Annotated in this window: 22 protein-coding genes; 12 read left to right on the top strand and 10 right to left on the bottom strand. The window is 68.5% G+C overall.

The annotated features are described in order from the left end of the window. The first annotated feature begins 7 nt into the window (after positions 1–7). From V7Q48_RS00760 to lexA, 4 genes are read left to right on the top strand one after another with little or no spacing between them, the layout of a single operon-like run. Entirely contained in the window at positions 8–454 is a 447-nt protein-coding gene (locus tag V7Q48_RS00760) for a reverse transcriptase-like protein (protein WP_333835672.1), read from the top strand. Then, a complete protein-coding gene (gene moaC, locus V7Q48_RS00755; RefSeq protein WP_333835671.1) occupies positions 451–924 on the top strand; it encodes a cyclic pyranopterin monophosphate synthase MoaC in 474 nt (157 codons plus the stop codon). Before V7Q48_RS00760 ends, moaC begins: the two co-directional genes overlap by 4 nt. Then, positions 921–2,132, top strand: a complete 1,212-nt coding sequence (locus V7Q48_RS00750) for a molybdopterin molybdotransferase MoeA (protein ID WP_333835670.1) — start codon at positions 921–923, stop codon at positions 2,130–2,132. Before moaC ends, V7Q48_RS00750 begins: the two co-directional genes overlap by 4 nt. Positions 2,133–2,189: 57 nt before the next feature. Next, positions 2,190–2,891, top strand: a complete 702-nt coding sequence (gene lexA, locus V7Q48_RS00745; protein WP_333835669.1) for a transcriptional repressor LexA — start codon at positions 2,190–2,192, stop codon at positions 2,889–2,891. Between the two features lie 108 nt (positions 2,892–2,999). Here lexA and V7Q48_RS00740 read toward each other — a convergent pair whose 3' ends face one another. Beyond that, complete coding sequence (locus V7Q48_RS00740) at positions 3,000–5,066, bottom strand: ComEC/Rec2 family competence protein (protein ID WP_333835668.1); 2,067 nt, start codon at positions 5,064–5,066, stop codon at positions 3,000–3,002. Between the two features lie 245 nt (positions 5,067–5,311). Between V7Q48_RS00740 and gltX the strand changes: the two genes are divergently transcribed. The 3 genes from gltX to V7Q48_RS00725 are packed head-to-tail and all read left to right on the top strand — an operon-like array spanning position 5,312 to position 8,351. Beyond that, complete coding sequence (gene gltX, locus V7Q48_RS00735; protein WP_333835667.1) at positions 5,312–6,790, top strand: glutamate--tRNA ligase; 1,479 nt, start codon at positions 5,312–5,314, stop codon at positions 6,788–6,790. A 44-nt stretch (positions 6,791–6,834) separates the two neighbouring features. Continuing rightward, positions 6,835–8,121 carry a citrate synthase gene (locus V7Q48_RS00730; protein WP_333835666.1) on the top strand — a complete coding sequence of 429 codons (1,287 nt, stop codon included), beginning with the start codon at positions 6,835–6,837 and terminating at the stop codon, positions 8,119–8,121. 14 nt (positions 8,122–8,135) lie between these two features. Further along, the gene (locus V7Q48_RS00725; RefSeq protein WP_333835665.1) at positions 8,136–8,351 is read left to right on the top strand and encodes a hypothetical protein; all 216 of its coding nucleotides are present in this window, start codon (positions 8,136–8,138) and stop codon (positions 8,349–8,351) included. Positions 8,352–8,392: 41 nt separating this feature from the next. Here the strand turns inward: V7Q48_RS00725 and V7Q48_RS00720 are convergent, their stop codons facing one another. From V7Q48_RS00720 to V7Q48_RS00705, 4 genes are all read right to left on the bottom strand, one after another. Then, entirely contained in the window at positions 8,393–9,766 is a 1,374-nt protein-coding gene (locus V7Q48_RS00720) for a sensor histidine kinase (RefSeq protein ID WP_333835664.1), read from the bottom strand. After that, positions 9,763–10,737, bottom strand: coding sequence for a hypothetical protein (locus tag V7Q48_RS00715; RefSeq protein ID WP_333835663.1), 975 nt, complete (start codon positions 10,735–10,737; stop codon positions 9,763–9,765). Before V7Q48_RS00715 ends, V7Q48_RS00720 begins: the two co-directional genes overlap by 4 nt. A 16-nt stretch (positions 10,738–10,753) precedes the next feature. Then, entirely contained in the window at positions 10,754–12,016 is a 1,263-nt protein-coding gene (locus V7Q48_RS00710; protein WP_333835662.1) for a hypothetical protein, read from the bottom strand. A 121-nt stretch (positions 12,017–12,137) separates the two neighbouring features. Beyond that, a complete protein-coding gene (locus V7Q48_RS00705; RefSeq protein ID WP_333835661.1) occupies positions 12,138–12,452 on the bottom strand; it encodes an Hpt domain-containing protein in 315 nt (104 codons plus the stop codon). Positions 12,453–12,524: 72 nt separating this feature from the next. On the opposite strand from V7Q48_RS00705, the gene V7Q48_RS00700 reads away from it, so the two are divergent. Next, positions 12,525–15,236, top strand: coding sequence for a hypothetical protein (locus V7Q48_RS00700; protein ID WP_333835660.1), 2,712 nt, complete (start codon positions 12,525–12,527; stop codon positions 15,234–15,236). Here the strand turns inward: V7Q48_RS00700 and V7Q48_RS00695 are convergent. Then, entirely contained in the window at positions 15,233–16,630 is a 1,398-nt protein-coding gene (locus V7Q48_RS00695) for a UdgX family uracil-DNA binding protein (RefSeq protein WP_333835659.1), read from the bottom strand. The two genes, V7Q48_RS00700 and V7Q48_RS00695, sit on opposite strands and share 4 nt — an antisense overlap. Further along, positions 16,627–17,874, bottom strand: coding sequence for a putative DNA modification/repair radical SAM protein (locus V7Q48_RS00690; protein ID WP_333835658.1), 1,248 nt, complete (start codon positions 17,872–17,874; stop codon positions 16,627–16,629). Before V7Q48_RS00690 ends, V7Q48_RS00695 begins: the two co-directional genes overlap by 4 nt. A gap of 142 nt (positions 17,875–18,016) precedes the next feature. On the opposite strand from V7Q48_RS00690, the gene V7Q48_RS00685 reads away from it, so the two are divergent. Together V7Q48_RS00685 and V7Q48_RS00680 are read left to right on the top strand one after the other, a co-directional pair. Then, positions 18,017–18,910 (top strand): alpha/beta fold hydrolase, encoded by an 894-nt coding sequence (locus tag V7Q48_RS00685; RefSeq protein WP_333835657.1) that lies wholly within the window; start codon positions 18,017–18,019, stop codon positions 18,908–18,910. A 38-nt stretch (positions 18,911–18,948) separates the two neighbouring features. Further along, entirely contained in the window at positions 18,949–19,431 is a 483-nt protein-coding gene (locus V7Q48_RS00680) for a pyridoxamine 5'-phosphate oxidase family protein (RefSeq protein WP_333835656.1), read from the top strand. Between the two features lie 83 nt (positions 19,432–19,514). On the opposite strand, the gene V7Q48_RS00675 is transcribed toward V7Q48_RS00680, so the two are convergent. Next, positions 19,515–21,035, bottom strand: coding sequence for an amino acid permease (locus tag V7Q48_RS00675; protein ID WP_333835655.1), 1,521 nt, complete (start codon positions 21,033–21,035; stop codon positions 19,515–19,517). 282 nt (positions 21,036–21,317) lie between these two features. Between V7Q48_RS00675 and panB the strand changes: the two genes are divergently transcribed. Both panB and V7Q48_RS00665 read left to right on the top strand, forming a co-directional pair. Continuing rightward, the gene (gene panB / locus V7Q48_RS00670) at positions 21,318–22,187 is read left to right on the top strand and encodes a 3-methyl-2-oxobutanoate hydroxymethyltransferase (RefSeq protein ID WP_333835654.1); all 870 of its coding nucleotides are present in this window, start codon (positions 21,318–21,320) and stop codon (positions 22,185–22,187) included. A 34-nt stretch (positions 22,188–22,221) separates the two neighbouring features. Then, positions 22,222–23,262: a DUF475 domain-containing protein gene (locus tag V7Q48_RS00665; RefSeq protein ID WP_333835653.1), complete on the top strand. Its 1,041-nt coding sequence runs from the start codon at positions 22,222–22,224 to the stop codon at positions 23,260–23,262. A 5-nt stretch (positions 23,263–23,267) separates the two neighbouring features. Here the strand turns inward: V7Q48_RS00665 and argC are convergent, their stop codons facing one another. Further along, the gene (gene argC, locus V7Q48_RS00660; RefSeq protein WP_333835652.1) at positions 23,268–24,197 is read right to left on the bottom strand and encodes an N-acetyl-gamma-glutamyl-phosphate reductase; all 930 of its coding nucleotides are present in this window, start codon (positions 24,195–24,197) and stop codon (positions 23,268–23,270) included. Next, on the bottom strand, positions 24,194–24,562 hold the full coding sequence (locus tag V7Q48_RS00655) for an SH3 domain-containing protein (RefSeq protein WP_333835651.1): 369 nt from the start codon (positions 24,560–24,562) through the stop codon (positions 24,194–24,196). The genes argC and V7Q48_RS00655 overlap by 4 nt, the downstream gene beginning before the upstream one ends. Positions 24,563–24,664 lie beyond the last annotated feature (102 nt).

Raw genomic sequence — 24,664 nt, 5'->3', positions numbered from 1 at the left:
TCGCGCCATGGCCGCGCGCAAGATCTGGTTCGACGGCGGCTGCCGGCCCAATCCGGGGGCCATGGAAACCGCGGTCGTGACGCGCGGTGCGACCTGGTTCGATCCCCTAGCCGGCATGGGCGACAGCAACCGCGCGGAATGGTGCGCGCTGCTGGCTGCCGTCGCACTGGCCCGGACGCTTGGCGATCGTGACGTGATCCTGTGCGGGGACAGCGCCTTCGTGCTCGACCAGATCGCGGGACGGACGACGATCCACCCCGCCACCGCCGATTGCTTCGCACGCTATCGGCAGGCCATCGTGGGGTTCGAGCGGGTCCGCCTGCGCCATGTCGGGCGGTCGCAGAACCTTGCGGGCATTGCGCTGGAATACCTGCGGGCGGGCCTGGCGCCCCCGCAACCCCTCCACACAGGCACCCTTGCAACGCAGCCCGGGTCTGGCATGAGCGGGGCATGAGCGAACTGACCCATCTCGATGCCCGCGGCCATGCCCATATGGTCGATGTCGGCGCCAAGGCCCCGACGCAGCGCGTCGCCGTCGCCCGCGGCCTGATCCGCATGTCGGCCGCGGCCCGCGCCGCGATCCGCGACGGGGCCGTGCCCAAGGGGGATGTCCTGGCAACGGCGCGCATCGCCGGGATCATGGCGGCCAAGCGCACCGGTGAGCTCATTCCGCTGTGCCACCCGCTCGCGCTCGATGCCGTGAGCGTCGACTTCACCCTCACGGACGAAGGCGTGGAATGCACGGCCACGGCCTCGCTTACCGCCAAGACCGGCGTGGAAATGGAGGCGATGACCGCGACCAGCGTGGCACTGCTGACGATCTACGACATGGCCAAGGCCGTGGACAAGGGCATGGTGATCGACGCCGTCCGCCTCATCGAAAAGCGCGGCGGCAAGTCGGGCGACTGGGTCCGCGCCGAATGAGCGGGCGCGTCCCGCCCCTGCCGCTCGAGGCAGCGCAAGCCCGTCTCATCGCGCAGGCACCGCTGGTCGCGATCGAGCATCGCGCGACGGCCGAATGCGCCGGGCATTATCTGGCCGGGCCCGTCGTGGCGGCGCGTACCCAGCCTGCTACCGCGCTCTCGGCGATGGACGGCTATGCCCTGCGCAGCACCGATCTGCCCGGACCCTGGCATGTCATTGGCGAAAGCGCAGCCGGCCATCCCTTCGACGGCACGGTCGCGTCGGGCGAGGCCGTCCGCATCAGCACCGGGGCCGCCACTCCGGCCGGTGCCGACACCGTGCTGATCCAGGAAGACGCGCGCCGCGAGGGTGATACGCTGCTTCTTACCGGCACCCCGCCGGTTCCACATGACCGCCATATCCGCCCGGCGGGCATGGATTTCGCGGTGCAGGAGCCGCTGATTGCCACGGGAGCGCGACTGGGTCCCGCGCAGATCGCCCTCGCCATCGCCGCCGGCCACGCGCATGTGCCGGTGCGCCGACGGCTGCGTGTCGCAGTGATCGACAGCGGCGACGAGCTCGGCGCTCCGGGCCACCCGCTTCTGCCGCACCAGATCCCCGCGAGCAACGGCCCGATGCTTGCCGCCATGGCGGCAACGCTGCCCGTCGATGTGACCCGCCATGGTCCCGTGCCCGACACGCTGGAGGCACTGACCGCCGCGCTCGACGCTGTCCGCCAAGCCGATGTCGTGGTGACGAGCGGGGGCGCCTCGGTCGGCGACCATGACCTTGTCCGCCCCGCGCTCGAGGCGATCGGCGCCACGCTCGATTTCTGGCGCGTCGCGATCAAGCCGGGCAAGCCGCTGCTCGTGGGCCGCCGCGATCGGCAGGTCATCCTTGGCCTCCCCGGGAATCCCGCCTCGGCCTTCGTGACCGGTACGCTGTTCCTGCTGCCGTTGCTGCGTGCGATGCTGGGTGCCGCGCAGCCGCTGCAAAGCCCCTTGTCGGCGCTCCTCGATCACGATCTTCCGGTCGGTGGCGGGCGCACCGAATTCCTGCGCGCGCAATGGGATGGCACGCGCGTCACGCTCGATCCACTGCAGGATTCCGGCGCGTTGTCCTCGCTCGCCCGCTCGAATTGCCTCGTGCGCCGCGAGGCCGGTGCCCCTGCTCGTCCGAAATCGAGCGAAGTACCGATCTATCTGCTCGATTTCGGCGCATTTGCTTGACGCGTTCGGTTTAGTTGCTTATTCGTTCCGCATTCGTTCGCCAAAGGAGACTTGCGAATGCTGACGCGCAAGCAGCACGAACTGCTCTCGTTCATCCAGACCCGCCTGGATGATTCCGGCATCTCGCCGTCTTTCGAGGAAATGAAGGAAGCGCTGGACCTCAAGTCCAAGTCTGGCGTGCACCGTCTGATTTCCGCGCTCGAGGAGCGTGGCTTCATCCGTCGCCTGCCCAACCGCGCACGCGCGCTGGAAGTCATTCGGGAGCCGGAAAGTCTCGGCGCCAAAGCACCGGCCCGTGTCGACGGGGCGCGTACCGTTGCCGCCCGTGCGGCCGCACCGGCCCCGACGCCCAGTGCCGCGCCGCGTGCTGCCAACGACGTGGTCGAGATCCCGCTGCACGGCCGCATCGCCGCCGGTGCTCCGATCGAGGCGATGGAGACCAACGCCATCCTGCCGGTTCCCGCCGCGCTGCTCGGCGCCGGCGAGCATTACGCGCTCGAAGTGTCCGGGGACTCGATGGTTGATGCCGGCATCCTCGACGGCGATTTCGCGCTGGTCCGCCGCACCAACACCGCCCGCGATGGCGAGATCGTCGTCGCGCTGGTCCGCGGGGAAGAAGCCACGTTGAAGTACCTGCGCCACGAAAAAGGCCGCGTGCGGCTTGACCCCGCAAATGCCGCGTACGACCCGCAGTATTACGACGCCAACGAAGTCGAAGTGCAAGGCAAGCTCGCCGGCCTCCTGCGCCGCTACCACTAAGCCCTCCCCCAGATCCTCCCCACCCTGTGGGGAGGGGACCACCCGCAAAAGCGGGTGGTGGAGGGGTAACGGGCAAGGCGCTCGCCTCGAGCGTCCGCGCCAATCAACCTACGGCACCCCGCGCCCGATCCTCCCACCACCAAACCAGCCATGTTCGCCCTCGGCGTCGGCCACCGTCTCCACCCGCCCCGACGCCAGATAGACCGCCATGCCGCCGGTCCGCCGCAACAGCGCACGATCGGCCTTGAACCACCGCGGCTGGCAGCGGCGCGGCAGAGTGCGGTCGGCAATCACGATGTCGGCTTGGGCGCAAGCGCGGATCATGCCCGGAAAGTCGGCCAAGTCGCGGCTGCGGGTCATCAGGACCGTCCAGGTTCGCCCGCCGCGCAGCAAAATCGCCCGGCAGAAATCGGCATTGCACCGCGCCCCGGGCCATTCTTCGATGGGCCGCACGATGCCGGACAGGCCTGCGGTCTCCTGCAGCGTGTCGGGCGTGTAGTCGCTGCGGGTGCTCCGTAGCATCACCAGGTCGTTCCCCAGCCCCGTCAGGGCCACATGGTGCCCGTCTCCGGTAACGAGGATATCGGGCACCGGCTGCACAATGGCCAGGAGCGTGGCGACGGCGACCGGCAACAGGCCCCAGAGCCTGACGCGCCCCGACCAGAGCGCAAGCCAGAGCAACCCACCGACAAACAGTCCGAACACCCAGGCGGGCATTCCCGGCAGCAAGGTCACCGCCCCCGGCTGGCGCGCAGTCGCGTGAGCAAGCCACAGCAATGCATCGAGCGATCGGCCCACCGCCCACCAGGCAGGCGCCCCGCAGCCGGCGAGGTCGAGCAGCAGCGCCAGCGCAATCAATGGCATCGTGACGAAGGTGGTCAGCGGGATCGCGACGACATTGGCCCCTGCCCCATAGAGGCCGGCGCGATGGAAATGGAACAGCCCCATCGGCATCAGCGCCAGTTCGATGACGAGGCCGGTCGCCAGCACCATGGCAAGGTGCCGCGCCAGGCGCATGACGGTGCCTTCCTCGGGATGATCGAGGAAGCGCCGCACCGGCGCCGAGCCGTCGAACGCGATGATCGCCATGACGGAGCCGAAGCTCATCTGGAAGCTCGGCCCCGCGACCGCCTCGGGCCAGAACAGCATGACGACGAAGGCGGCGACGGCAAGCATGCGCAGCGAAAGCGGATCGCGGCCGAGCGCCAGCGCCGCCAGCACGAGCAAGGCACCGAGACACGACCGGATCGTCGGTACTTCGGCGCCGGTCAGCAGTGTGTAGGCAACGCCAGCCAAAGCTCCCGCCGCCGCTGCCACCAGCGGCACGCGCAGCCGCAACGCCAGAAATGGCACCAAAGCTATCATCCGCGAGACGATCAAATAGACGGCACCGACCACGGCACTGACGTGAAGCCCGCTGATCGACAGAAGATGCGTGAGCCCGGCATCGCGCATGGCATCTTCGTCGGCCTTGGCGATGCTGCCCCGGTCCCCGCTGGCGAAGGCCGCGGCAATGGCGCCGGGGGTGCCGGCCAGTTGCGTGCGAATATGGTCTGCCAGCCTCTGTCGCACGGCGTCCAGCGTCGTGCCGGGCGGCGGCGGCGTCAGGATTGACACCGGACCCGTCACGCTCCCCGTCGCCATCAGGCCCGAAAACCAGGCTGTGCGCGCAAAGTCGAAAGCGCCCGGCACCATCGGCGGCGCTGGCGGCATCAGGCGGGTGGTCAGGCGGACATGGGCGCCATCGGTGAGCAGCGGATTATCCCGCTCGAGCGGAAGGTTCACGCGCACCGAGCCGTCGCGAAAGAGCGCTGGCGCACGGTGTGTCGTATGCCCCCTCCCCGGCGCCCCCTGGGCTTCGATCCGTAGCCGCGTGGCGATGACCAGGCGCACGATGCCGTCCGCCTGGCGGACGTCGCGCCCGGTAATGACGCCTTCGACAACCGTGACCATCGGCCGCGGGATGGGCGGCGTTCCCAGCAATTCCGACTTGATCCAGATCGTCCCGCAGCCGGAAAATGCCATCAGTCCCACGCCCAGAACGGCCAGTCGCAGGTGGGCGAGTCGGCCATCCCGGTCCAATGGCAGCACCAGCAGCATAATTGCGGCCAAAAGGGCGAGGAAGGCCAGCCATTGGTATAGTCCCGGCAGGGCGAACCATGCAGAGATTCCCACGACAAAGGAAACACTTAGCCAAGGTCCACGTTCAGTCCCGCGTTGCTCGAGCCACGCATTCGCATGCGCGAGCATGCTGGACAAATGCAAAGGTTTGGCCCAATGCCGCGACAGCCCGACCAGTCCCCAATCAGGACCGGTCTCTTGCGCCCCCGCAGCGGGGCTGCCGAGGTCGTCCGCACGAGTGGATGTGGGGGCTGCAGGAAAGCCGGCCATGCGCCGAAACTGGAAGGAATGCGCCGTCGATGGCAAGCGAGACTGATACCGTTTCTGCAGGATCGAACCCGGCAACGGACGCCGGCAACCGGCCTGCGGCGCGTGTCGTCACACGCTTTGCCCCCTCGCCCACCGGCTTCCTCCACATCGGTGGCGCGCGCACCGCGCTGTTCAACTGGCTCTATGCCCGCCATCATGGTGGCACCTATCTGCTGCGCATCGAGGATACCGATCGCGCCCGCTCGACCGATGCCGCGATCGACGCGATCTTCGACGGCCTGAACTGGCTCGGCCTCGGCGGCGACGAAGAACCCGTGATGCAGTTCGCCCGTTCGGACCGCCACGCCGAAGTCGCGCACCAGTTGCTCGCCGCCGGCCATGCCTATCGCTGCTACCTCACCCAGGAAGAACTGGCCGAGCGACGCGCCAAGGCGCAGGAAGAACGCCGCCCGTTCCGCCTCGACAGCGAATGGCGCGATGCCACGCCCGACACTTGGCCCGCCGACCGCGGTTACGTGATCCGCGTCAAGTCGCCGCGCGACGGCCAGACGGTGATCGACGATGCCGTCCAGGGCACGATCACGGTGCAAAACGTCGAGATCGACGATTTCATCATTCTGCGCAGCGACGGCACGCCGACTTACATGCTCGCGGTGGTGGTCGACGACCACGACATGGGGGTCACCCACGTGATCCGCGGCGATGATCATATCAACAACGCCTTCCGCCAGCTGGTGGTGATCCGCGCGATGGACGCGATCGAGGGTGGCTGGCCCGACCCGGTCTATGGCCATATCCCGCTGATCCACGGTGCCGACGGGGCCAAGCTGTCCAAGCGCCACGGCGCGCTGGGTGTCGATGCCTATCGCGACGACATGGGCCTGCTGCCCGAGGCAGTGTTCAATTACCTGCTGCGCCTCGGCTGGGGCCATGGCGACGAGGAAATCATCAGCCGCGAGCAGGCGATCGAATGGTTCGACATCGCCGATGTCAACAAGGGCGCCTCGCGCTTCGACCTCAAGAAGCTGCTCAATCTCAACGGCCACTACATCCGCGAGGCGGACGATGCACGGCTCGCCAGCCTCGTGGCGCCCCGGCTCGCCGCGCTGGTGCCGGCGGTGGACGAGGCCAAGCTGGCCAAGGCGATGCCCGTCCTCAAGGTACGAGCCGCCGACGTCAATGAACTGGCGAAGGGTGCCGTGTTCCTCTTTGCGCAGCGGCCGCTGCCGCTCGACGAGAAGGCCGCCAACCTGCTGACCCACGACGCGCGGGCAATTCTTGCCAAAGTGGTCGCCCGTCTTGCGGATGCACCCGAATGGACACCCGACGCGCTCGAGGCCACGGTGAAGCCGATGGCCGAGGAACTGGGCGTGGGCCTTGGCAAGATCGCCCAGCCGCTGCGTGCGGCACTCACCGGCCAGACCACCTCGCCCGGAATTTTCGACGTGCTGGCGCTCCTCGGCAAGGAGGAAGCGCTGGCCCGCCTGCAGGACCACGCCGCCGGATGACGGCGAGCAACGACACGACCAATTTTGTAACAGGAGAGCCTAGCGTGAGCGACAATCAGGCTACTTTGGCCACCGACGGCAAGACCGTCGAGCTTCCGGTCAAGAGCGGCACCATCGGCCCGGATGTGATCGACATCCGCAAGCTCTATGGCCAGACCGGCAAGTTCACTTACGACCCGGGCTTCACCTCGACCGCCAGCTGCGACAGCGCGATCACCTACATCGATGGTGACGAAGGCGTCCTGCTGCATCGTGGCTATCCGATCGGCCAGCTGGCCGAGCATTCGAGCTTCATGGAAGTCAGCTACCTGCTGCTTAACGGCGAACTGCCGAACGGCGAGGAGCTGGAATCGTTCACCCGGACGATCACGCGCCACACCATGGTGCACGAGCAGCTGACCAAGTTCTACAGCGGCTTCCGTCGTGACGCGCACCCGATGGCGGTGATGTGCGGCGTCGTCGGCGCGCTGTCGGCGTTCTATCACGATTCGACCGACATCGCCGATCCGCAGAACCGCACGATCAGCTCGCACCGCCTGATCGCCAAGATCCCCACGATCGCGGCGATGGCGTACAAGTATTCGGTCGGCCAGCCGTTCCTCTACCCGCGCAACGACCTGTCCTACACGGGCAACTTCCTGCGCATGACCTTCGGCGTTCCGGCCGAGGAATACGAAGTGATCCCCGCCGTCGAGAAGGCGATGGACCGCATCTTCATCCTCCATGCCGACCACGAGCAGAACGCCTCGACCTCGACCGTGCGCCTCGCCGGTTCGTCGGGTGCCAATCCGTTCGCGTGCATCGCCGCCGGCATCGCCTGCCTGTGGGGCCCCGCGCATGGCGGCGCGAACGAAGCCGCGCTCAACATGCTCAAGGAAATCGGTACGCCGGACAAGATCCCGCACTACATCGAGCGCGCCAAGGACAAGAACGATCCGTTCCGCCTGATGGGCTTCGGTCACCGCGTCTACAAGAACTACGACCCGCGCGCGACCGTGATGCAGAAGACCGTGCGCGAGGTGTTCGACGCGCTCAAGGTCAACGATCCGCTGTTCGAGACCGCCCTGCGCCTCGAAGAGATCGCGCTCAACGATCCGTACTTCGTCGAGAAGAAGCTCTTCCCGAACGTCGACTTCTACTCGGGCATTATCCTGTCGGCGATCGGCTTCCCGACCACGATGTTCACCGTGCTCTTCGCGCTCGCCCGCACCGTCGGCTGGGTCGCGCAGTGGAACGAGATGATCTCCGATCCCGGCCAGAAGATCGGCCGCCCGCGCCAGCTCTACACCGGGCCGACGCAGCGCGACTACGTGCCGCTCGACCAGCGCTGAGCGGAGCGGATCCCATGAAAAGACAGGCAGCCAAGGCGACGATCTTCGGCTTCATCGGCTTGGCCGCCTTTCTCATGGGCGTACTCTGGATCGGACAAGGCCTCGGCTACGTCCATTGGCCGCGCGAGAGCTTCATGCTTGATCAGCGGCCATGGGCGTGGCGGGGCGCCGGCCTTGCGCTCATCGGCGCGGTCGTGATGTGGCGCGCCTGGCGCCGCACCCAGCGCTGACGCGTTTGTCGCGCCAGCCCTGACGTAAAAAATCTTGAAAATCAGCGTGCGTTGACGAGACCGGCCGCCGGTACGTCCGCCGGCAGCGTCAACACGAAGCGGGCCCCTTGGCCCGGCGTGCTTTCCACCGCAAGATCGCCTGCCATCGCGCGCGCAAGCCGGCGCGAGATGTAGAGTCCCAGGCCACTGCCGCCATCGCCCTTGCGGCCCAGCCGCTCGAACTTGTCGAACACCCGCGCCGCCTGATCGGCCGTCAGCCCCTCGCCGCGATCCTGGACCGCAAGCCAGGCCTGTCCGCGTTCGATGCCGCAGGCCAGCTCGACCGTGCCGTGTGCCGGGGTATAGCGGATCGCATTGCTGAGCAGGTTGAGGAGGACTTGGAGCACGCGCCGGAACTCGCCGATCGCGGGCACCTGGGTACCTTCATCCGGCACGACCACCACGATGCCCCGCTCACGCGCGCGCACCGACAGGATGCCGGCCGCCCGCCTTGCGCAGTCGGCCAGGTCGATGTGGTCGGGGATCGGCGCGAAGCCCGGCGCCTCGACCGCGTCGAGATCGGCAAGGTCGTCGACCAGTCCGAGTAGGTGTCGCCCCGCCTCGGCAATATCGGCGGCATAGTTGCCATAAGCCTCGCCCAGCGGCCCGGCCAGCCGGCTGCGGATCGTCTCGGCATTGGCGATGATCCGGCTGATTGGCTGGCGCAGCGCGGGCGCGAGATCGCGACCGAGGAATGCGGCCCAGGGCTGAAGCGCCGTGTCGTCCGCATCCGCCGGCAGCGCCTCGGACAGGCTATCGGGCAAGGCAGCGATCGTCTCGGGCAGGAGCAGCAGGTCGAAGCCGGCAGAACGCGGCAGGAGCCGCACGCGCCAGCGCCGCGCCGATCCCGGAAGATCGACCACCATGTCGTCGAGCAGGCGCCAGTGCAGCGTGGCCAGGCGCTCGGCCTCCGCCAACCCGAGTGCCTGGGTCCAATGCACGCCCGGGGCGGCGGCAAGCAGGGCAGCGGCTGCGGCAAGGTCGGGCGCTTCGCAAGCCGCCAGAACGACGCGCTGCTGGGTGTCCAGCAGCACATGCCCCTGTGCCAGGTGATGCAGCAGCGCGGCGGGGCGCTCATCGGCGAGGGCGCCTGTCTGTTGCCAGTCGCGCGTGAGGATGACGACGGTATCGCCCTCGGGCCGGGCCTCCGCGTGGGCGGCGAGCGACTGCCCGCCATCGTGCATGACAACGCTCCGCACCTGCGGCAGGCCCGAGGCGCGTGCCTCGCGCACCAGTTGGAGCAGCGAGGGCACGGCCAGTTGCCCGGACACATCGCCGCCGGATGCCAGGTGAAGCCGCAGCAAAGCTTCATCGGCCTCGATCAGGCGGTCGGCGGCATCGCAGCGGGCGCAGATCGGCGCGGCGCCGCCGCTCATCTTTCCGGCGTCCACTGGACCAGCGCCGCGGCAGCGGCGGGGTCGAGATCGTCGAGTGTCGGCGGTACCGCAACGTCGGGGTGCAGGCACAGCAGCGTGCGGCGAACGGCGGCGCCATCCATCCCGGCCGCGCGCAGCACGAGAGCCAGCCGGCCGGCCTGCGCGGCGCTGGTCAAGAGCACCGCTTCTTCGCGCGGGGCGCCCATGATGCGCGCCAGTGCCGTCAGGAACAGGGCGGCGCCGGCCTGGGCCGGATCGAGCCAGAGCGCGGGTTCGGGCGCGCGCTCGAACAGGCGGCGCAGCAGGGCAAGGCGCCCGCGTTCGGCATCGAAACGCAAGCGTAGCGAGCGCTCAGCGATGATCGCCCGGCTTTGCGCGTCCGCAGCCGGAGCGGCGAGCGCGCAGGCGTGGAGCGTCTGCACCGCGATGCGGAACAGGTCCGCCGGCAGTTCGGACAAGCGAAGCTGCATCCGGCGCTGCGCCGAACAGAACCGCGCCTGCGCCGCCAGCACCGCTTTGGTGGCGTCGGCATGATCCGCATCGGCCGCCGCGATGCCCTCGGCCATCAGGGGCGGCAGGACGGGATCGATACCGTGCGTGCGATCGAGCCGGTCGGTGACGTGCCATTCGAGCGCCAGCGCATGAACGGCCATCAGGAACGGCGCGCTGGCCGTCAGCAGTGCGGCAATGGCGGCGCCATCGCGCTCGAGCGCCGTGGCATCGTGGCGGGCTGCATCCTTGCCTGCCCCCGCGCCTTCGGCGAGCGCCGTGGCGAGTTGGCCGGCGACATCGGCGATCATCCCGCGGGTCCGGGCAATCACGTCGTCCGAATGCAGATCAGCAGGCGCGCCGCCGACGAGGGTGCGGACAACCGGGGCAAGACCTTCGGCTGCGATGCCGGCGCGTGCCAGCGCGGCCGTGAACCAGCCGATGTCGCCCGCCGGGGCGACCGCCGAAGCGTGAGGCGCCATTTCCATCGCCGTGGTCTTAAGACCCAGTGGTTAGCAAGCGGTTAGGAAACAGACCATGCGCCTGTGCGAGCGCAGTGGCAAGCAGCGCGAGAACGATGAGGTGCAACGCGGTCTGCACGGGCAGGATCAGCGTCATTCCGATGAGGACGAGCGCGACGAGCAGGCGATCGCACAACCACCCGGTCCAGCAAAATTCGCGCAAAACCATGGGATAGAGCCATAGCAGCAGGACCAGGACCACTGGCGCGAACCAGGTAGCGCCGGCCGGCACTGCCGTCCCTGCACCCGCCCCTGTCACAGCCGCACTCGACCCATGCCAGGCGCAGGCGCCGATCAGCACGACATCGAGCAAAGGGTTGAGCCACGAACCGCCTCTGACCCGCCCCGAGCTTTCCAGCAGCGAATCCTGCTCGACCTTGGCCAGCATTCCTGCCGCCTGGCTTAGCACCCAGCCCAGCCCGATCAGCGCGAACGCGATCCCCGACCAGCCCCACCAGCCTGCGCCGAGTGCCAGCATGACGAGCACGAGCGCCGCGACGGCCACCACCCAGGGGCGGGTCCGGGCGTGAAGCAGTGCCGGGCCGATGCGGCGCACGCCCTGCACCGCCAGCCATTCGCCCGGCGAGCGCATGTGATCTGCCGCCGTATGCTGGGCGAGCCAGTCGTTCTCGGCGGCATGGGCATCGTCTTCGGTCCGGACAAGCCGCCAGCGACCGCGCTCGAGCAGAGCCTGCGGGACCGCGCGCAGCGCCAGCCGCGCCTGCACCGCCAGCCGCAGCAGCGCCGCCACCGGGTTCCAGTCCGCCGGAAGATCGCCCAACCCGGCGACGATCCGCCCGGGCATGCGCAAGGCCCCCGCCCAGGCATGATTGATGTCGATGCGCTCGAACCCGGCGGCCACGCCCGCCTCGACCGGCAGGACCAGCACGCCCGGCGCTTCGTCGAGCAGGCGCCGGGCCTCCGCCGGCATGGCGAGGAAGCCTTCGGCAAAGACGAACAGCTCATCCTCGGCGGCGACCAGGCCGACAAGCGCGCGGGCGGCGGTAATGATGTGGAAGCGGGCGCCGCGCGCCTCGGCCGCGTGCTGGATCTCGACGATCTCTGCGGTCAGCATCTCGGCATGAACGACGATTCGCGTGCATCCCAGCGCCAGGGCGAGGCCGAGCTGGTGGCGGGCTATGCTGTGGCCTGCGATCGGCAGGAAACCGGGGTTCACGACGGAGACCGCCGGCGCTTCGCCGGGCCCGCCCCCCGTACCTGCGGCAGCGACCTGTTCCATCAACGATATGAGCGCGACCCGCAAGTTTCAGCCTCCTGTCGCGGCCATCGTAGGGTGCGCACCGGCTCCTGCCAAGCGCCGCACCATTCGGTACGATCACCAGGCTCTTGGCTGGGTCTCGTCAGGCAGGCGGCAGGCCCGTCGCGAATTCGTTGAGCCAGGTGCTGATCTTCCTCAGCACGGCGGGATCGCCCGGCGCCCCGGCCAGCGCGGCTTCGACCAGCGCCATCAATCCCTGGGCATGGAACGACGCGGCCAGCCCCTCGAGGCGCATGCCCGCCATCGACCAGTTTCCGTCGCACCGCGACCGCTGCATCAGGTCCAGCTGGCGTCGTGCGGACTCAAGGAACGCCGCGCGCAATTCCGCGAACAGTTCCGGGTCGTTGCCGGCCGCGGCAGACAGCTGGAGGTCGATCGGGTCGCCAAGATAAGCCATGGCCGCACTTGTGCCCCGCCACGGCTTAAGGCGGGTTTAACCGCAGGCAAATTCCGTGATACACCCCCGCGCATGAACGGGGGACCACGGATCATTCCGATCGAGAGCAACCAGCCGGAAACCGGCGGGCTGAGCGCAACCATGATCAGCGCCGCGGCCGACGACGCCCCCGCCTGGGCCGACGTGACCTTCGCGAGCCCGGAGGACGACGTCGCCGAGGTTGCCGCTGCGCCGCGCTGGCCGCTGGTTCTTGCCGGCGGAGTCGTGCTCGTGTGGACGGCCTTCTTCCTGTGGGCCAGCCTTCCCGGCCTGATCGGGATTGCCAGCCCCGCGGCATCGGCCGTGGCGGTGGGGCAATGGGCCTCGCCTGTTCTGGTGGTGCTCGTGCTCGCCCTGCTTGGCCAGCGCGCCAGCCGGCGCGAGGCCAGCCGCTTCGCCGGGATCGCCAGCGGTCTTTCGCGCGAATCGGCGCAACTGGCCTCGCGTCTCTCCGCGATGAATACCGAGCTTTCGCTGGCGCGCGACTTCATCGCCGCGCAATCGCGCGATCTCGAAGCGCTGGGCCGGATCGCCGCAGACCGGCTTTCGACCAATGCCGAAACGCTGCGCGCGCTGATCCACGACAATGGCGCCCAGGTCGACCGCATCGCAGGTGTGTCCGCCAACGCACTGGACAACATGGAAAAGCTGCGTGGCCAGCTCCCTGTCCTGGCCAACAGCGCCAAGGACGTGACCAACGCCATCGCCAATGCCGGGCGCACCGCCCACGTGCAGCTCGAGGACATGGTCGCAGGGTTCCAGCGGCTCAACGACTTCGGTCTCGCTAGCGAACGCCAGGTGGCGAGCGTGCGCGAACACGTCGACGCCGCGCTGACCCAGCTCTCGGGCTCGACCGCCGACCTCGCGCGCCAGACCGAGAGCCGGTTCGTGACGCTGCGCGAGGAAGTGGCGGCGCACCGTGCCGCGCTCGACAGCCAGGAGCACGCCGCCCTCGCCGCGATTCGTGCGCGAGCCCAGACACTGACCGACACGCTCGAGGCGCAGCGCCGCAACCTCGCGGTGGCCGAGCGCGAAAGCACTGGCGCGCTCGAGCGTCGGCTCGATGCCCTGCAGCAGGCGAGCAGCACGATCGGCGCAACGATCGCAGGACACGAAGACGCGGCACTCGTCAGCTGGCAGGCCCGCAGCGAGGCGCAGATCCGCACACTCCGCGCCGCCCTCGACGAGCTGTCGGCCGCCCACGACGCCGCCACCGAGGCGCAGGCAGCGCGTGTCGAAGCGCTGGCCCAGCAGGGCCGCGCCCTCATGGCGAGCCTCGACGCCGACGCGGCGACGATCGACGCGCAAGTCGCCGAACGCCGCGCGGCCCTGGTCGCCGGCGCCGACGAACAGCGCGAAACGCTTGCCCACCGCATGGTCGAGATCGACCGCGCGATCGCCGAGCGCCGCAGCGCGGTTACCGCCGCCGCGAATGCCGCCGCCGAAGGGCTCGCGCACAAGCTGGCCGACCTCGACCGCGCGCTCGATACCCAGCGCACGCGTCAGCAGGACGAGGCGCGCCGCCTTGCCGCAGCCTGCGACGACGCGGCACAGCGCGCCGAACGGCTGGCGCAGACGATGCAGGCTTCGGCGGGTCTTGGCGAAAGCACCGCGCAGGGCGTGGGCCAGGCTCTCGACCTGCTGCGCACGCGCCTTGCCGAAACCGGCGTGGAGCTGACCGCGCAGGACGATCACCTGGCGCGCACCACCGACGCCGCCGTGCGCCTGCTCGAACTGATCCAGGCGACCGGCGAGCATGGCCGCCGCGAGCTGCCGCAGGTCCTGCGCGCAAGTGAGGCCGGGCTGGAGCAGCTCGACCAGCGCATCGGCGAACTGCATTCGGGTCTGGCCGATGCCGGGACACGCAGCGCGGCGCTGGCCGACAGCGTCAAAGGCACGACGGGCGAGGTTGCCACGGCGCTGGCGCACGTCGCACGGCTGCAGGAGGCTTTCGCCCGCCAGGCCGAGGCGCAGCAGCATCAGCTCGACACCTTGCGCGCCACGCTGGACACCGCGCGCGGCGAGGCTGAGGCGCTATCCGGTGATGTCGCCGGCTCGCTCGCCGCCGCGATCGAGCGCCTCCATGCGGCAGCGCGCAGTGCCGGCGCCAGCATCGGCGGCACGATCGAGGCCGACATCACCGCCATGGCCGAGCGGATCGGCGAGGAAAGCAATGCCGCGATCGCGCGCGTGCTGCAGGGTCGCGGTGCCGAATTGATCGCGCGGCTCGAACAGGCGATCGACAGCGCAGCGGACGCCAGCCGCGAAAGCGCGCTGCAGATGCGCGACCAGCTTGCCAAGGTCGACGAATTGACCGCCAACCTCGAGAACCGCGTCACGCGCGCCCGCGAACGCGCCGAGGAGCAGGTCGACAACGACTTTGCCCGCCGCGCCGCGCTCATCACCGAATCGCTCAATTCCGCGGCGATCGACATTGCGCAGCGCCTGTCCGCCGATGTGTCGGAAACGGCCTGGGCCTCGTACCTGCGCGGTGACCGCGGCATCTTCACGCGCCGCGCGGTCACGCTGCTCGACAGCGCCGACGTCAAGGCGGTGCAACAGCACTACAATGGCGACGGCGAATTCCGCGGGCACGTGAACCGCTACATCCACGATTTCGAGGGCATGCTGCGCCAGTTGCTCTCGACGCGCGACGGCAATGCGCTGGGCGTCACGCTGCTCTCGTCGGACATGGGCAAGCTCTATGTCGCCCTTGCCCAGGGGATCGAGCGCCTGCGTGCCTAACCGATCCGCTGGGAAAAGGCGGCGAGGTCGGCGATGAAGCGCGCTTCCTCGGCCTCGCGCGCCGGGCCGTCGAGCCGCAACAGGTAGCTGGGGTGGCAGGTCAGCCAGACCTCGGCCCCGTCCTGCTCGGCCACCAGCCCCCGCTCGCGCTGCACGCTGGCAGTCCGTCCCAGCAGCCCGCGCGCCGCGCTGGCGCCGAGCGCGAGGATATGGCGCGGACGTACCAGGTCGCGCTCGCGGTCCAGCCACCAGCGGCAGTGATCGATCTCGCCCGCGGTCGGGGTCTGGTGCAGGCGGCGCTTGCCGGTCGGCTGGTGCTTGAAGTGCTTGACCGCGTTGGTCAGCCAGCCGCGCGCCGGATCGATCCCGGCACGGCTGAGGTGGGCGCGCAGCACTTGCCCGGCCGGGCCGACGAAGGGCCGGCTTTCGCGCTCCTCGTTGTCACCCGGCTGTTCGCCGACGATCATGAAGGCGGCGCCCTCGCCTGCACCCTCACCCGCCACCGCGCGTGTGCCGTTGCAGCCGATGGCGCAAGCGCGGCAGGCGTCGATCCCTCCGGCCAGCGCCGCAAGCGTTTCCGGCGGAGCGCCGAAGTCGGCACTCGCACCCACTTCCACCATGGCCGCCTCGCGTGCCTGGGCCCCGGCGATGAGATCGGGGATCAGCGCCGCCTCGGGCATGTTCTTCCAGTACTTGCGCGGCATTTCCTTGAGCATCGCGCCGACTTTCAACCGCGCCGGGTTGAAGATCGAGGCATAGTAAGTCCGCCACAGGTCCTCGAGCGGATCGCCGGCAGGGGCATCGAGCCGCGTCGCCGGTGGTCCCTCCTGCACGCTGATCCCATCCCAGTGCAGCGTGCCTTGCGGGGTCAGGATCGACCAGTGCATCGACGCGAAGCGGCGCACGAAGAAGCCAGCGTTGGCGCGCAGGATATGATGCTCGGGCTCGAACCACGCGACGTAGCGTTCCTCGCCGTCGGGTTCGATCACGCTGCGAAAGCGGACGAAGGCGCGCATCTTGTGGATGTCGCGGCGCACCGGCCGCGCAAGGTGATCGAGCCGCCGGACCAGCGGATCGGCCGCATCCTCGGCGGCGCGGGGCCGCTCCTGCAGCCGCCACAGCAGGCGATAGGCAAGGTCGAACCGCGCCGGCTCGCGATGCAGGAGCGCCATGCGCATGAGCGACAAGAACGCCTTGCTGGCACGGACCGCGGGCGCGTCGGGCCGCGGCGGCGGGATCGGTGTCGCAGCATCAGCAAACAGGTCGGGCGCGGCGAGCGCCGGCTCGTCCCAGGTCACGTCATCGGGCTCGACCCCGGCCAGCACCAGCGCGCGCGCCGCATCGCGCCAGGCATCGGTGTCGTCACTCGCCGGCAGGCTGACGCGGATCGTCACGCCCCGAACAGCTCCAGCTGCTGCTTTTTCTGCGGCGCTAGGCTCCCGCGCAGGTCGGCACGATCGACCAGCAGAGTCGGGCGCCAGTCCGCCGTCACGATGAACGGCCGCACCTTGGCGAGCGACACGGTCAGCCGGCCCACGTCTTCCAGGCGAAGCTGCCGCTGGCGACGCGCGGAGAGCAGCGAATTGACCGCGCGAACGCCCAAGCCAGGCACCCGCAACAAGGCCTCGCGCGGGGCGCGGTTGACGTCAACCGGGAAACTCTCGCGAAACCGCAGCGCCCAGGCGAGCTTCGGGTCGATGTCGAGCGGCAGCATCCCGCCCGGATCGGCCGCTTGCTGCACTTCCTGCGCGCTGTAGCCGTAGAAGCGCATCAGCCAGTCGGACTGGTAGAGTCGATGCTCGCGCATCAGCGGCGGGCGCTGCAGGGGCAGGACGGCGCTTGCGTCGGGGATCGGGCTGAACGCCGAATAATAGACGCGGCGCAGGCCGAACTTCCCATAGAGCTGCGCCGACCGCGCGACGATGTCGGCATCGCTGGCTGCATCGGCACCCACGATCATCTGCGTCGATTGGCCTGCGGGGGCGAAGCGCGGGGCATGGCGAAACCGCTTGCGGGCATCCTTGGCCTCGACGATCGCCGAGCCGATCTTGCCCATCGCCCCCTCGATCACGGGGGCGGACTTGTCCGGTGCCAGCCGCGTTAGACCCGCCACCGTTGGCAGCTCGACGTTGATCGATACGCGGTCGGCATAGAGACCGGCGCGCTCGACCAGTTCCTGGTCGGCCTCGGGAATGGTCTTCAGATGGATATAGCCGCGAAACTGGTGTTCCTCGCGCAGGATGCGCGCGGTCTCGATCATCTGCTCCATCGTGTTGTTCGACGACCGGATGATCCCCGAGGACAGGAACAGCCCCTCGATATAGTTGCGCTTGTAGAACGCGATCGTGAGGTCGGCGACCTCCTGCGGGGTGAACTTGGCCCGGCGCACGTTCGAGCTCTTGCGGTTGACGCAATAGTGGCAGTCGAAAATGCAGTGGTTGGTCAGCAGGATCTTGAGCAGCGAGATGCAGCGCCCGTCGGGCGCATAAGCGTGGCAGATGCCCATGCCTTCGGTCGAGCCGAGACCCTTGCCGCCTGCACTGTTGCGCTTGGTCGTGCCCGATGACGCACAGGATGCGTCGTATTTGGCGGCATCGGCCAGGATGCCCAGTCGTTCCATCACACTCGGTTGCGCCATTCGTTCCATATACGTTCCGATGGCGCCGGTTACCAGTCCGCGTGCGACGAGGCGGCTGGCAATTCGGGCAGAGCGGCGGAACGAAGCCGGCATGCGGCCGGTTGAACGCGCATAACCCGCTTCCCTTTTGGAGACCCCGGACATGCCGATGATCGAAACGCGTGATGGCACGCAGCTTTACGTCAAATCTTGGGGCCAAGGACCGGCCGTCGTCCTGATCCACGGCTGGCCGCTGAATGCCGACAGCTGGGATCCGGTCATGAATGCGCTCGCCGAATCCGGTTTCCGCGCCATCGCCTATGACCGCCGCGGTTTCGGCCGGTCGGACCAGCCCGATGGCGGCTATGACTACGACACCTTCGCCGACGACCTCGCGGACGTGCTGAAGGCGACCGACGCCCAGTCGGATACCGCGCTGGTCGGCTTCTCGATGGGCGGCGGCGAGATCGCTCGCTACCTGTCGCGCCATGGCGCACAGGGCATCGCCCGCGTCGCGCTGGTGTCCTCGGTGGTGCCCTACATGGCCAAGACTGACGACAACCCCGATGGCGTCCCGTCGGACACCTTCGACCAGATGACGCAGGGCATGCTCGAAGACCGCGCCAAATTCATGGGCCAGTTCTTCAAGGAATTCTATGGCGTCGGCCTGCTGACCCAGCCCGTCAGCGACGAGCAGCTCAAGCTGTCGTGGACCCACGCCATGCAGGCCGGCCTCAAGCCCACCCTTCTGGCGGCCAAGGCTTTTGCCACCACCGACTTCCGCCCCGACCTGCCCAGCTTCACCGTGCCCACGCTGGTGATCCACGGCACGAGCGACAAGACCGTGCCGATCGATGCCACTGGCCGCGCCGTCGCCAAGGCCGTGCCGCATGCGCAGATCGTCGAATATTCGGGCGAGCCGCATGGCGTGTTCGCGACGGTGCAGGAGCGCCTCATCACCGACCTGACCGACTTCCTGTCGGGCCGCCCCGCCGAGGACCGCCAGCCGGCGATCGATGCCATCACCGCCGAGATGCTGACCAATCCGCACGTCTGATTGCGACGCACAAGCAAAACGCAACAGAGGAGAGAACCATGAAGTATGACCAGGGCAACCCGCAGGAACTGAAGGACAAGTTCTGGAAGTCGCTGAGCCACTCGCCGTTCGTGATGCTGCAGCTGGCCAACGATGCCGACAGCGCAGCGCCGATGACCGCGCAGCTCGACAAGGATGCGAACCACGCGATCTGGTTCTTCACCATGCGTGACAACCGCTTCGCCGCCATGGGCGCGGCGGCCGCGACGTTCGCATCGAAGGGGCACGACGTGTTTGCCCGCTTCGACGGGACGCTCGTCGAGGAAACCGATCGCGCGCTGCTCGACCAGCATTGGAACAACATGGTCGAAGCCTGGTACCCGGGCGGCAAGACCGACCCCAACCTGCTGTTCCTGCGCATGGACCTGGGCGATGCCGCGATCTGGTCGGGCGAGCTCGGCGTGTTCAATACTGTGAAGGCCGCACTGGGCCTGCCGGTCGGCAACACCATCAAGGGTGGTTACGCCGAAACCAGCCTCTGAGGACTAGTAGCCTCTAACGAAAAGGCCGCCGCCCCGGGTCGGGACGGCGGCCTTTTTCATGGGCCAAGCGAGACTGTGCCGGATCAGTCGATCGGCGGGACCGAGCTGGGCGGCACGTCCCCGTCCAGTTCGTGAGTCTCGACGAGGCCACGGCCGACGTGGCTGCGGCTGCGGCTATAGGCGAAGTAGAAGATCAGACCGACGATGGCCCAGCCCACGAACAGCTGGATCGTGGCGGCCGACAGGCTGCCGAACAGGTAGATGCAGCCCAGGATCGAGATCGGCGCGACGATCATGACGGCAGGGGTGCGGAACGGACGGGCCCGGTTGGGATCGGTCCGGCGCAGCACCAGCACCGCGATCGACACCGCGGCAAACGCGAAAAGAGTGCCCGAGTTCGACACGTCGGCAAGCAGGCCGACCGGGAAGAACGCCGCGAACAGCGCCACAAACACGCCCGTCAGCAGGGTGATGACGTGCGGGGTGTGGAAGCGCGGGTGCACCTTGGAGAAGAATTCCGGCAGCAGGCCGTCGCGGCTCATCACGAAGAAGATGCGGGTCTGACCGAACATCATCATGAGGATGACCGAGGGCAGCGCGAGAATCGCGGCCAGGCCGACCAGCCAGCCGACGAGCGGGTAGCCGACCGAACGCAGCGTCCACGCCAGCGCTTCCTTCGAGCAGACCACGGCGTTCTCGCCGATCGCCTTGCAGGCGTCCGACAGCGCGGCCGAACCCGGCGAAAGCACTTCGTGATTGGGGCCGAACACCGGCTGCGCACCGACCGTGCCGATGACGCCGGCGGCAACCAGCATGTAGAACACGGTGCAGATCGCGAGGCTGCCGATCAACCCGATCGGCATGTTGCGCTGCGGGTTCTTGGTTTCCTCCGCCGCGGTGGATACCGCGTCGAACCCGACATAGGCGAAGAAGATCGAGGCCGCCGCGCCCGAGATGCCGGTGAAGCCGAGCGGCGCGAAGGGGTGGAACTCGCCCGACTTGAGCATCGGGATGGTCAACGCGATGAACAGCGTCAGCGCGGCGATCTTGATCGCGACGAGGATGGCGTTGACGGTCGCGCTTTCCTTGGTGCCAAGGATCAGCAGGCCGGTGATCGCAGCCGCGATCGCCATGGCCGGCAGGTTGATGATGCCGCCGTCGAACGGGCCGCGCACGAATTCGAGCGGGACGGTTATGTGCAGGCTGTTCTGGACGAAGCCGACCATGTAGCCCGACCACCCGACCGACACGGCGCCCGCCGCGATCGCGTATTCGAGGATCAGCGCCCAGCCCACCATCCAGGCGACCAGTTCGCCCATGACGGCGTAGCTGTAGGTATAGGCGGAGCCGGAGACCGGCACCATCGATGCCATTTCGGCGTAACACAGCGCGGCTACCGCGCAGACGAAACCGGCGATGATGAAGCTCACCATCATGCCGGGGCCGGCCTTCTGCGCCGCTTCGGCGGTGAGAACGAAGATACCCGTGCCGATGACGGCGCCGACGCCCAGCATGGTCAGCTGGAAGGCGCCCAGCGATCGGTGCAACGATTTCTTTTCGGCCGTGGCCAAAATAGCGTCGAGTGGTTTGACGCGTCCCAACATTGAAATCTCCCGCCTTGGGCCGGTGCGGCGGGCATCCCCACGCCATGATGTTGCACCGGTAACCAGGTTATGAAACCGACGCTAGCGGCAAGCCCCTGCCGCGCAAAGGCCCTTTTTTCCGCCACGGTGTCCATTTCCCCCGGCAGGGCCGGCATTCGCCCGTTGGGACGGCCCTTGGTGTGATCGCATCGACCGGATCGTCAGCGCGCCGGCCGGCCTTGCGGGTTTCCCGCCATGCTATAGAAGCCGCCGCCGACGGGCCAAAGCCTCGGGAGTACGCGCATGTCCACCACGTTCCAGCTCGATACCAGCACCAGCCGCGCGCACCCTACCCCGGCGCCGATGAAGCGGCTGACCGTGCCCGCGATCCGCCAGCGCAAGAAGGACGGCCACACGGCAGAGCCGATCGTGATGCTGACCGCCTATACCGCGCGCCAGGCGCAGTTGCTCGACGCGCACTGCGACATCCTGCTCGTCGGAGATTCGCTTGGCCAGGTCATCTACGGCCTGCCCTCGAGCGTGCCGGTGACGATGGACATGATGGCCGCCCATGGCGCGGCGGTGGTGCGCGGCTCGTACCATTCGGTCGTGCTGGTCGACATGCCGTTCGGCGCCTACGAAGCCTCGCCGCAGGACGCCTTCGCCGCAGCGGCGCGCCTGCTCAAGGACACCGGCTGCGCGGGCGTGAAGCTGGAAGGCGGCGCGGCCATGGCCGAGACGGTCGCCTTCCTGACCGCACGCGGCATCCCGGTCATGGGCCACGTCGGCCTGACCCCGCAGGCGGTGAACCTCCTCGGCGGCTACAACGCCCGCGGCCGCAGCGAGGCCGAGGCTGCTAAGATCGTCGATGACGCCCGCGCGCTGGCCGAAGCGGGTGCCTTCGCCATCGTCGTCGAGGGCGTGGTCGAACCCATCGCCATCGCCGTTACCGAGGCGGTCGATTGCCCGGTGATCGGCATTGGCGGCTCGGCGCGCTGCGACGGGCAGGTGCTGGTGGCCGAGGACATGCTGGGCCTGTTCGAGCGCGTGCCTCGCTTCGTGAAGCGCTACGCCGACATGGCGACGACGATCAGCGACGCCGCCGCGACATATGCTGCCGAAGTGCGCGCCCGGACGTTCCCCGGCATCGAACAGACATACCAGCCGAAGTAAACCGCCCCTTCCCTCCAGCTGACAAGAGGACCGCTTGCTCAGGAATTTCAAAGGATCGCTGCTGTTCTCGCTCGTCTGCCTCGCGCTCGCGGTGGCTTACGGGTGGTTCCAGACCCAGTCCATCGCGGCGACCGCCGGGCTGGTGTGGATCGTGCTGGTGCTCTCCGTGCTCGAAATCTCGCTGTCGTTCGACAACGCGGTGGTCAACGCCGCCGTGCTCAAGGACATGGATGCGGTCTGGCAGAAGCGTTTCCTGACCTGGGGCATGGTGATCGCGGTGTTCGGCATGCGCATCGTCTTTCCGCTGGCCATCGTCGCGATCGCGGCGGGCGTCGGTCCGGTCGAGGCGCTGCGCCTCTCGCTCGAGGACCCGGCACGCTACGAGCAGATCGTCAGCGGCGCGCATGTCGGCATTGCCGGCTTTGGCGGCGCGTTCCTGGCGATGGTCGGGCTCGGCTTCTTCTTTGACGAGGACAAGGACGTCCACTGGATCCGCTGGATCGAGGAGCGCCTGTCGCGCGTCTCGGCGATCAAGGCGGCGGAAATCGCGCTGTTGCTGGTCGTGCTCGTGGTCATCGCCAGCCTGCTCGACCCGGCCGAAGCGCTGACCTTCCTCACCGCCGGCGCGCTCGGCATCGTCGCCTTCGTGGTGGTCGAGGCGATCGGCACCGTACTGGAAATGCGCGAGGCAGCGCAGCAGGCCGCGGGCGCGGTGGTCAAGTCGGGCCTCGGCGGCTTCCTCTACCTCAACGTGCTCGACGCCTCGTTCAGCTTCGACGGTGTGATCGGCGCCTTCGCGCTGTCCAACAACATGGTCGTGATCGCGCTCGGCCTGTCGATCGGCGCGATGTTCGTGCGCGCGCTGACGATCCTGCTCGTCAAGCAGGGCACGCTGGCGGAATACCGCTTTCTCGAACACGGCGCGTTCTGGGCGATCGTCGCGCTGGCCGGAATCATGCTAGCCTCGGCCCGGGTCGCAGTGCCCGAGACCGTCACCGGCCTGATCGGCGCCGCGCTGATCGCGGCCTCGCTGTGGTGGTCGGTTCGCCAGCGCCGCCGCGAGGCCGAGGCCTGAGCAGGCTAAAGGGCGAGGCCAGCGGTCTCGTCCAGCCCGGCCATCAGATTGAGCGTCTGCACGGCCGCGCCGCTCGCGCCCTTGCCCAGGTTGTCGAGCCGGGCCACCAGCCGCGCCTGCGTGCCGTCGGCGCTGCCGATGACATGCAGCGCCAGGCCGTCCCACGCCGGCGCGCTGCGCCGCATGAGGAACTCGCCATCGGCCGGCGCGCCCTCGTGCACGCTCACGATCGGGCTGCCGGCGTAGAACGCGGCCAGCGCGGCATACAGTTCGGCGGCCATGGCCGCGCCCGGCATGCCCTCGAGCGAAAGCGGCACTTCCACCACCATGCCGCGCAGCGCGGGCACGACGGCGGGGCTGAACAGCGGTGCCACCGTCAGGCCGGCGTAGGCGGCCATCTCGGGCACGTGCTTGTGCCCGAACGCCAGGCCATAGCCTCGCCACGCGATGTCGGTGTCGTCCTCGAAGCGCGCGATAAGCGCCTTGCCGCCCCCGGAATAACCCGACACGGCATGGACGACATAGGGCCAGTTCGCCGGCACGAGCCCGGCACGGACCAGCGGGGCCAGCAGCGCGATGAAGCCGGTGGGATAGCAGCCGGGGTTGGCAACGCGACGGGCATTGGCCACGACCTCGCGGCCGATCACTTCGGGCAGGCCATAGGTCCAGCCTTCGGCAACGCGATGCGCGGTGGAGGCGTCGATCACGCGGGTCCGGTCGTTGGCGATCATCGCCACGGAATCGCGCGCCGCATCGTCGGGCAGACACAGGATCACGACATCGGCAGCGTTGATCGCCTCGGCACGGGCGCCCTGGTCCTTGCGCCGCGTCTCGTCGAGCGTGATGAGCGCGAACTCGTCGCGGCCCGCCAGCCGGTCGGCGATTTCGAGGCCGGTCGTGCCGGCGGCTCCGTCGATGAACACCAGCATCGTCATGCCACCTGCTCCAGCGCGTCGATCGCGACATAGCCAACGAGGCCACCCTCGTCGCTGGCCTGGCCCCAGGCCCAGGTCCCCGCGAGATCGAGGACGGCGAAGAATTCGCCGGCCGGCAGTTCGGCGATCGCCTCGCCATCGGCGCGACCGGCTTTGCGCAGCGTGGTGGCCTGCGTCACCTGCATCGCCATCGGCACGGCATAGTGCGGCACGAAGACGCGGCCCGCCAGTCGGATATGCGCCAGATCTCCGCGCACGGGCAGCCGCGACGGCTCGACGCGCATCGACGGTCCTGACAGCGCGAGTTCACCAGCGGGCACGGCGGCCCCGGAGACGACGAGGGCAAGATCGGATTGGACAGACATCTCGGCGGACAAGGCAGGTTCCCGGCAAAAACGCGAAGGCGCGCGCTTAGCTGTCCTTGCCCCCCGATTCAAGCGGTGGCCGCTGGCGATGCCTTGCGCGTC

This window comes from Novosphingobium sp. (assembly GCF_036803765.1).
Taxonomy (GTDB): domain Bacteria; phylum Pseudomonadota; class Alphaproteobacteria; order Sphingomonadales; family Sphingomonadaceae; genus Novosphingobium.
Note: the sequence above shows the minus strand (reverse complement) of the source record. Positions and strands in the feature narration are given on the sequence as shown.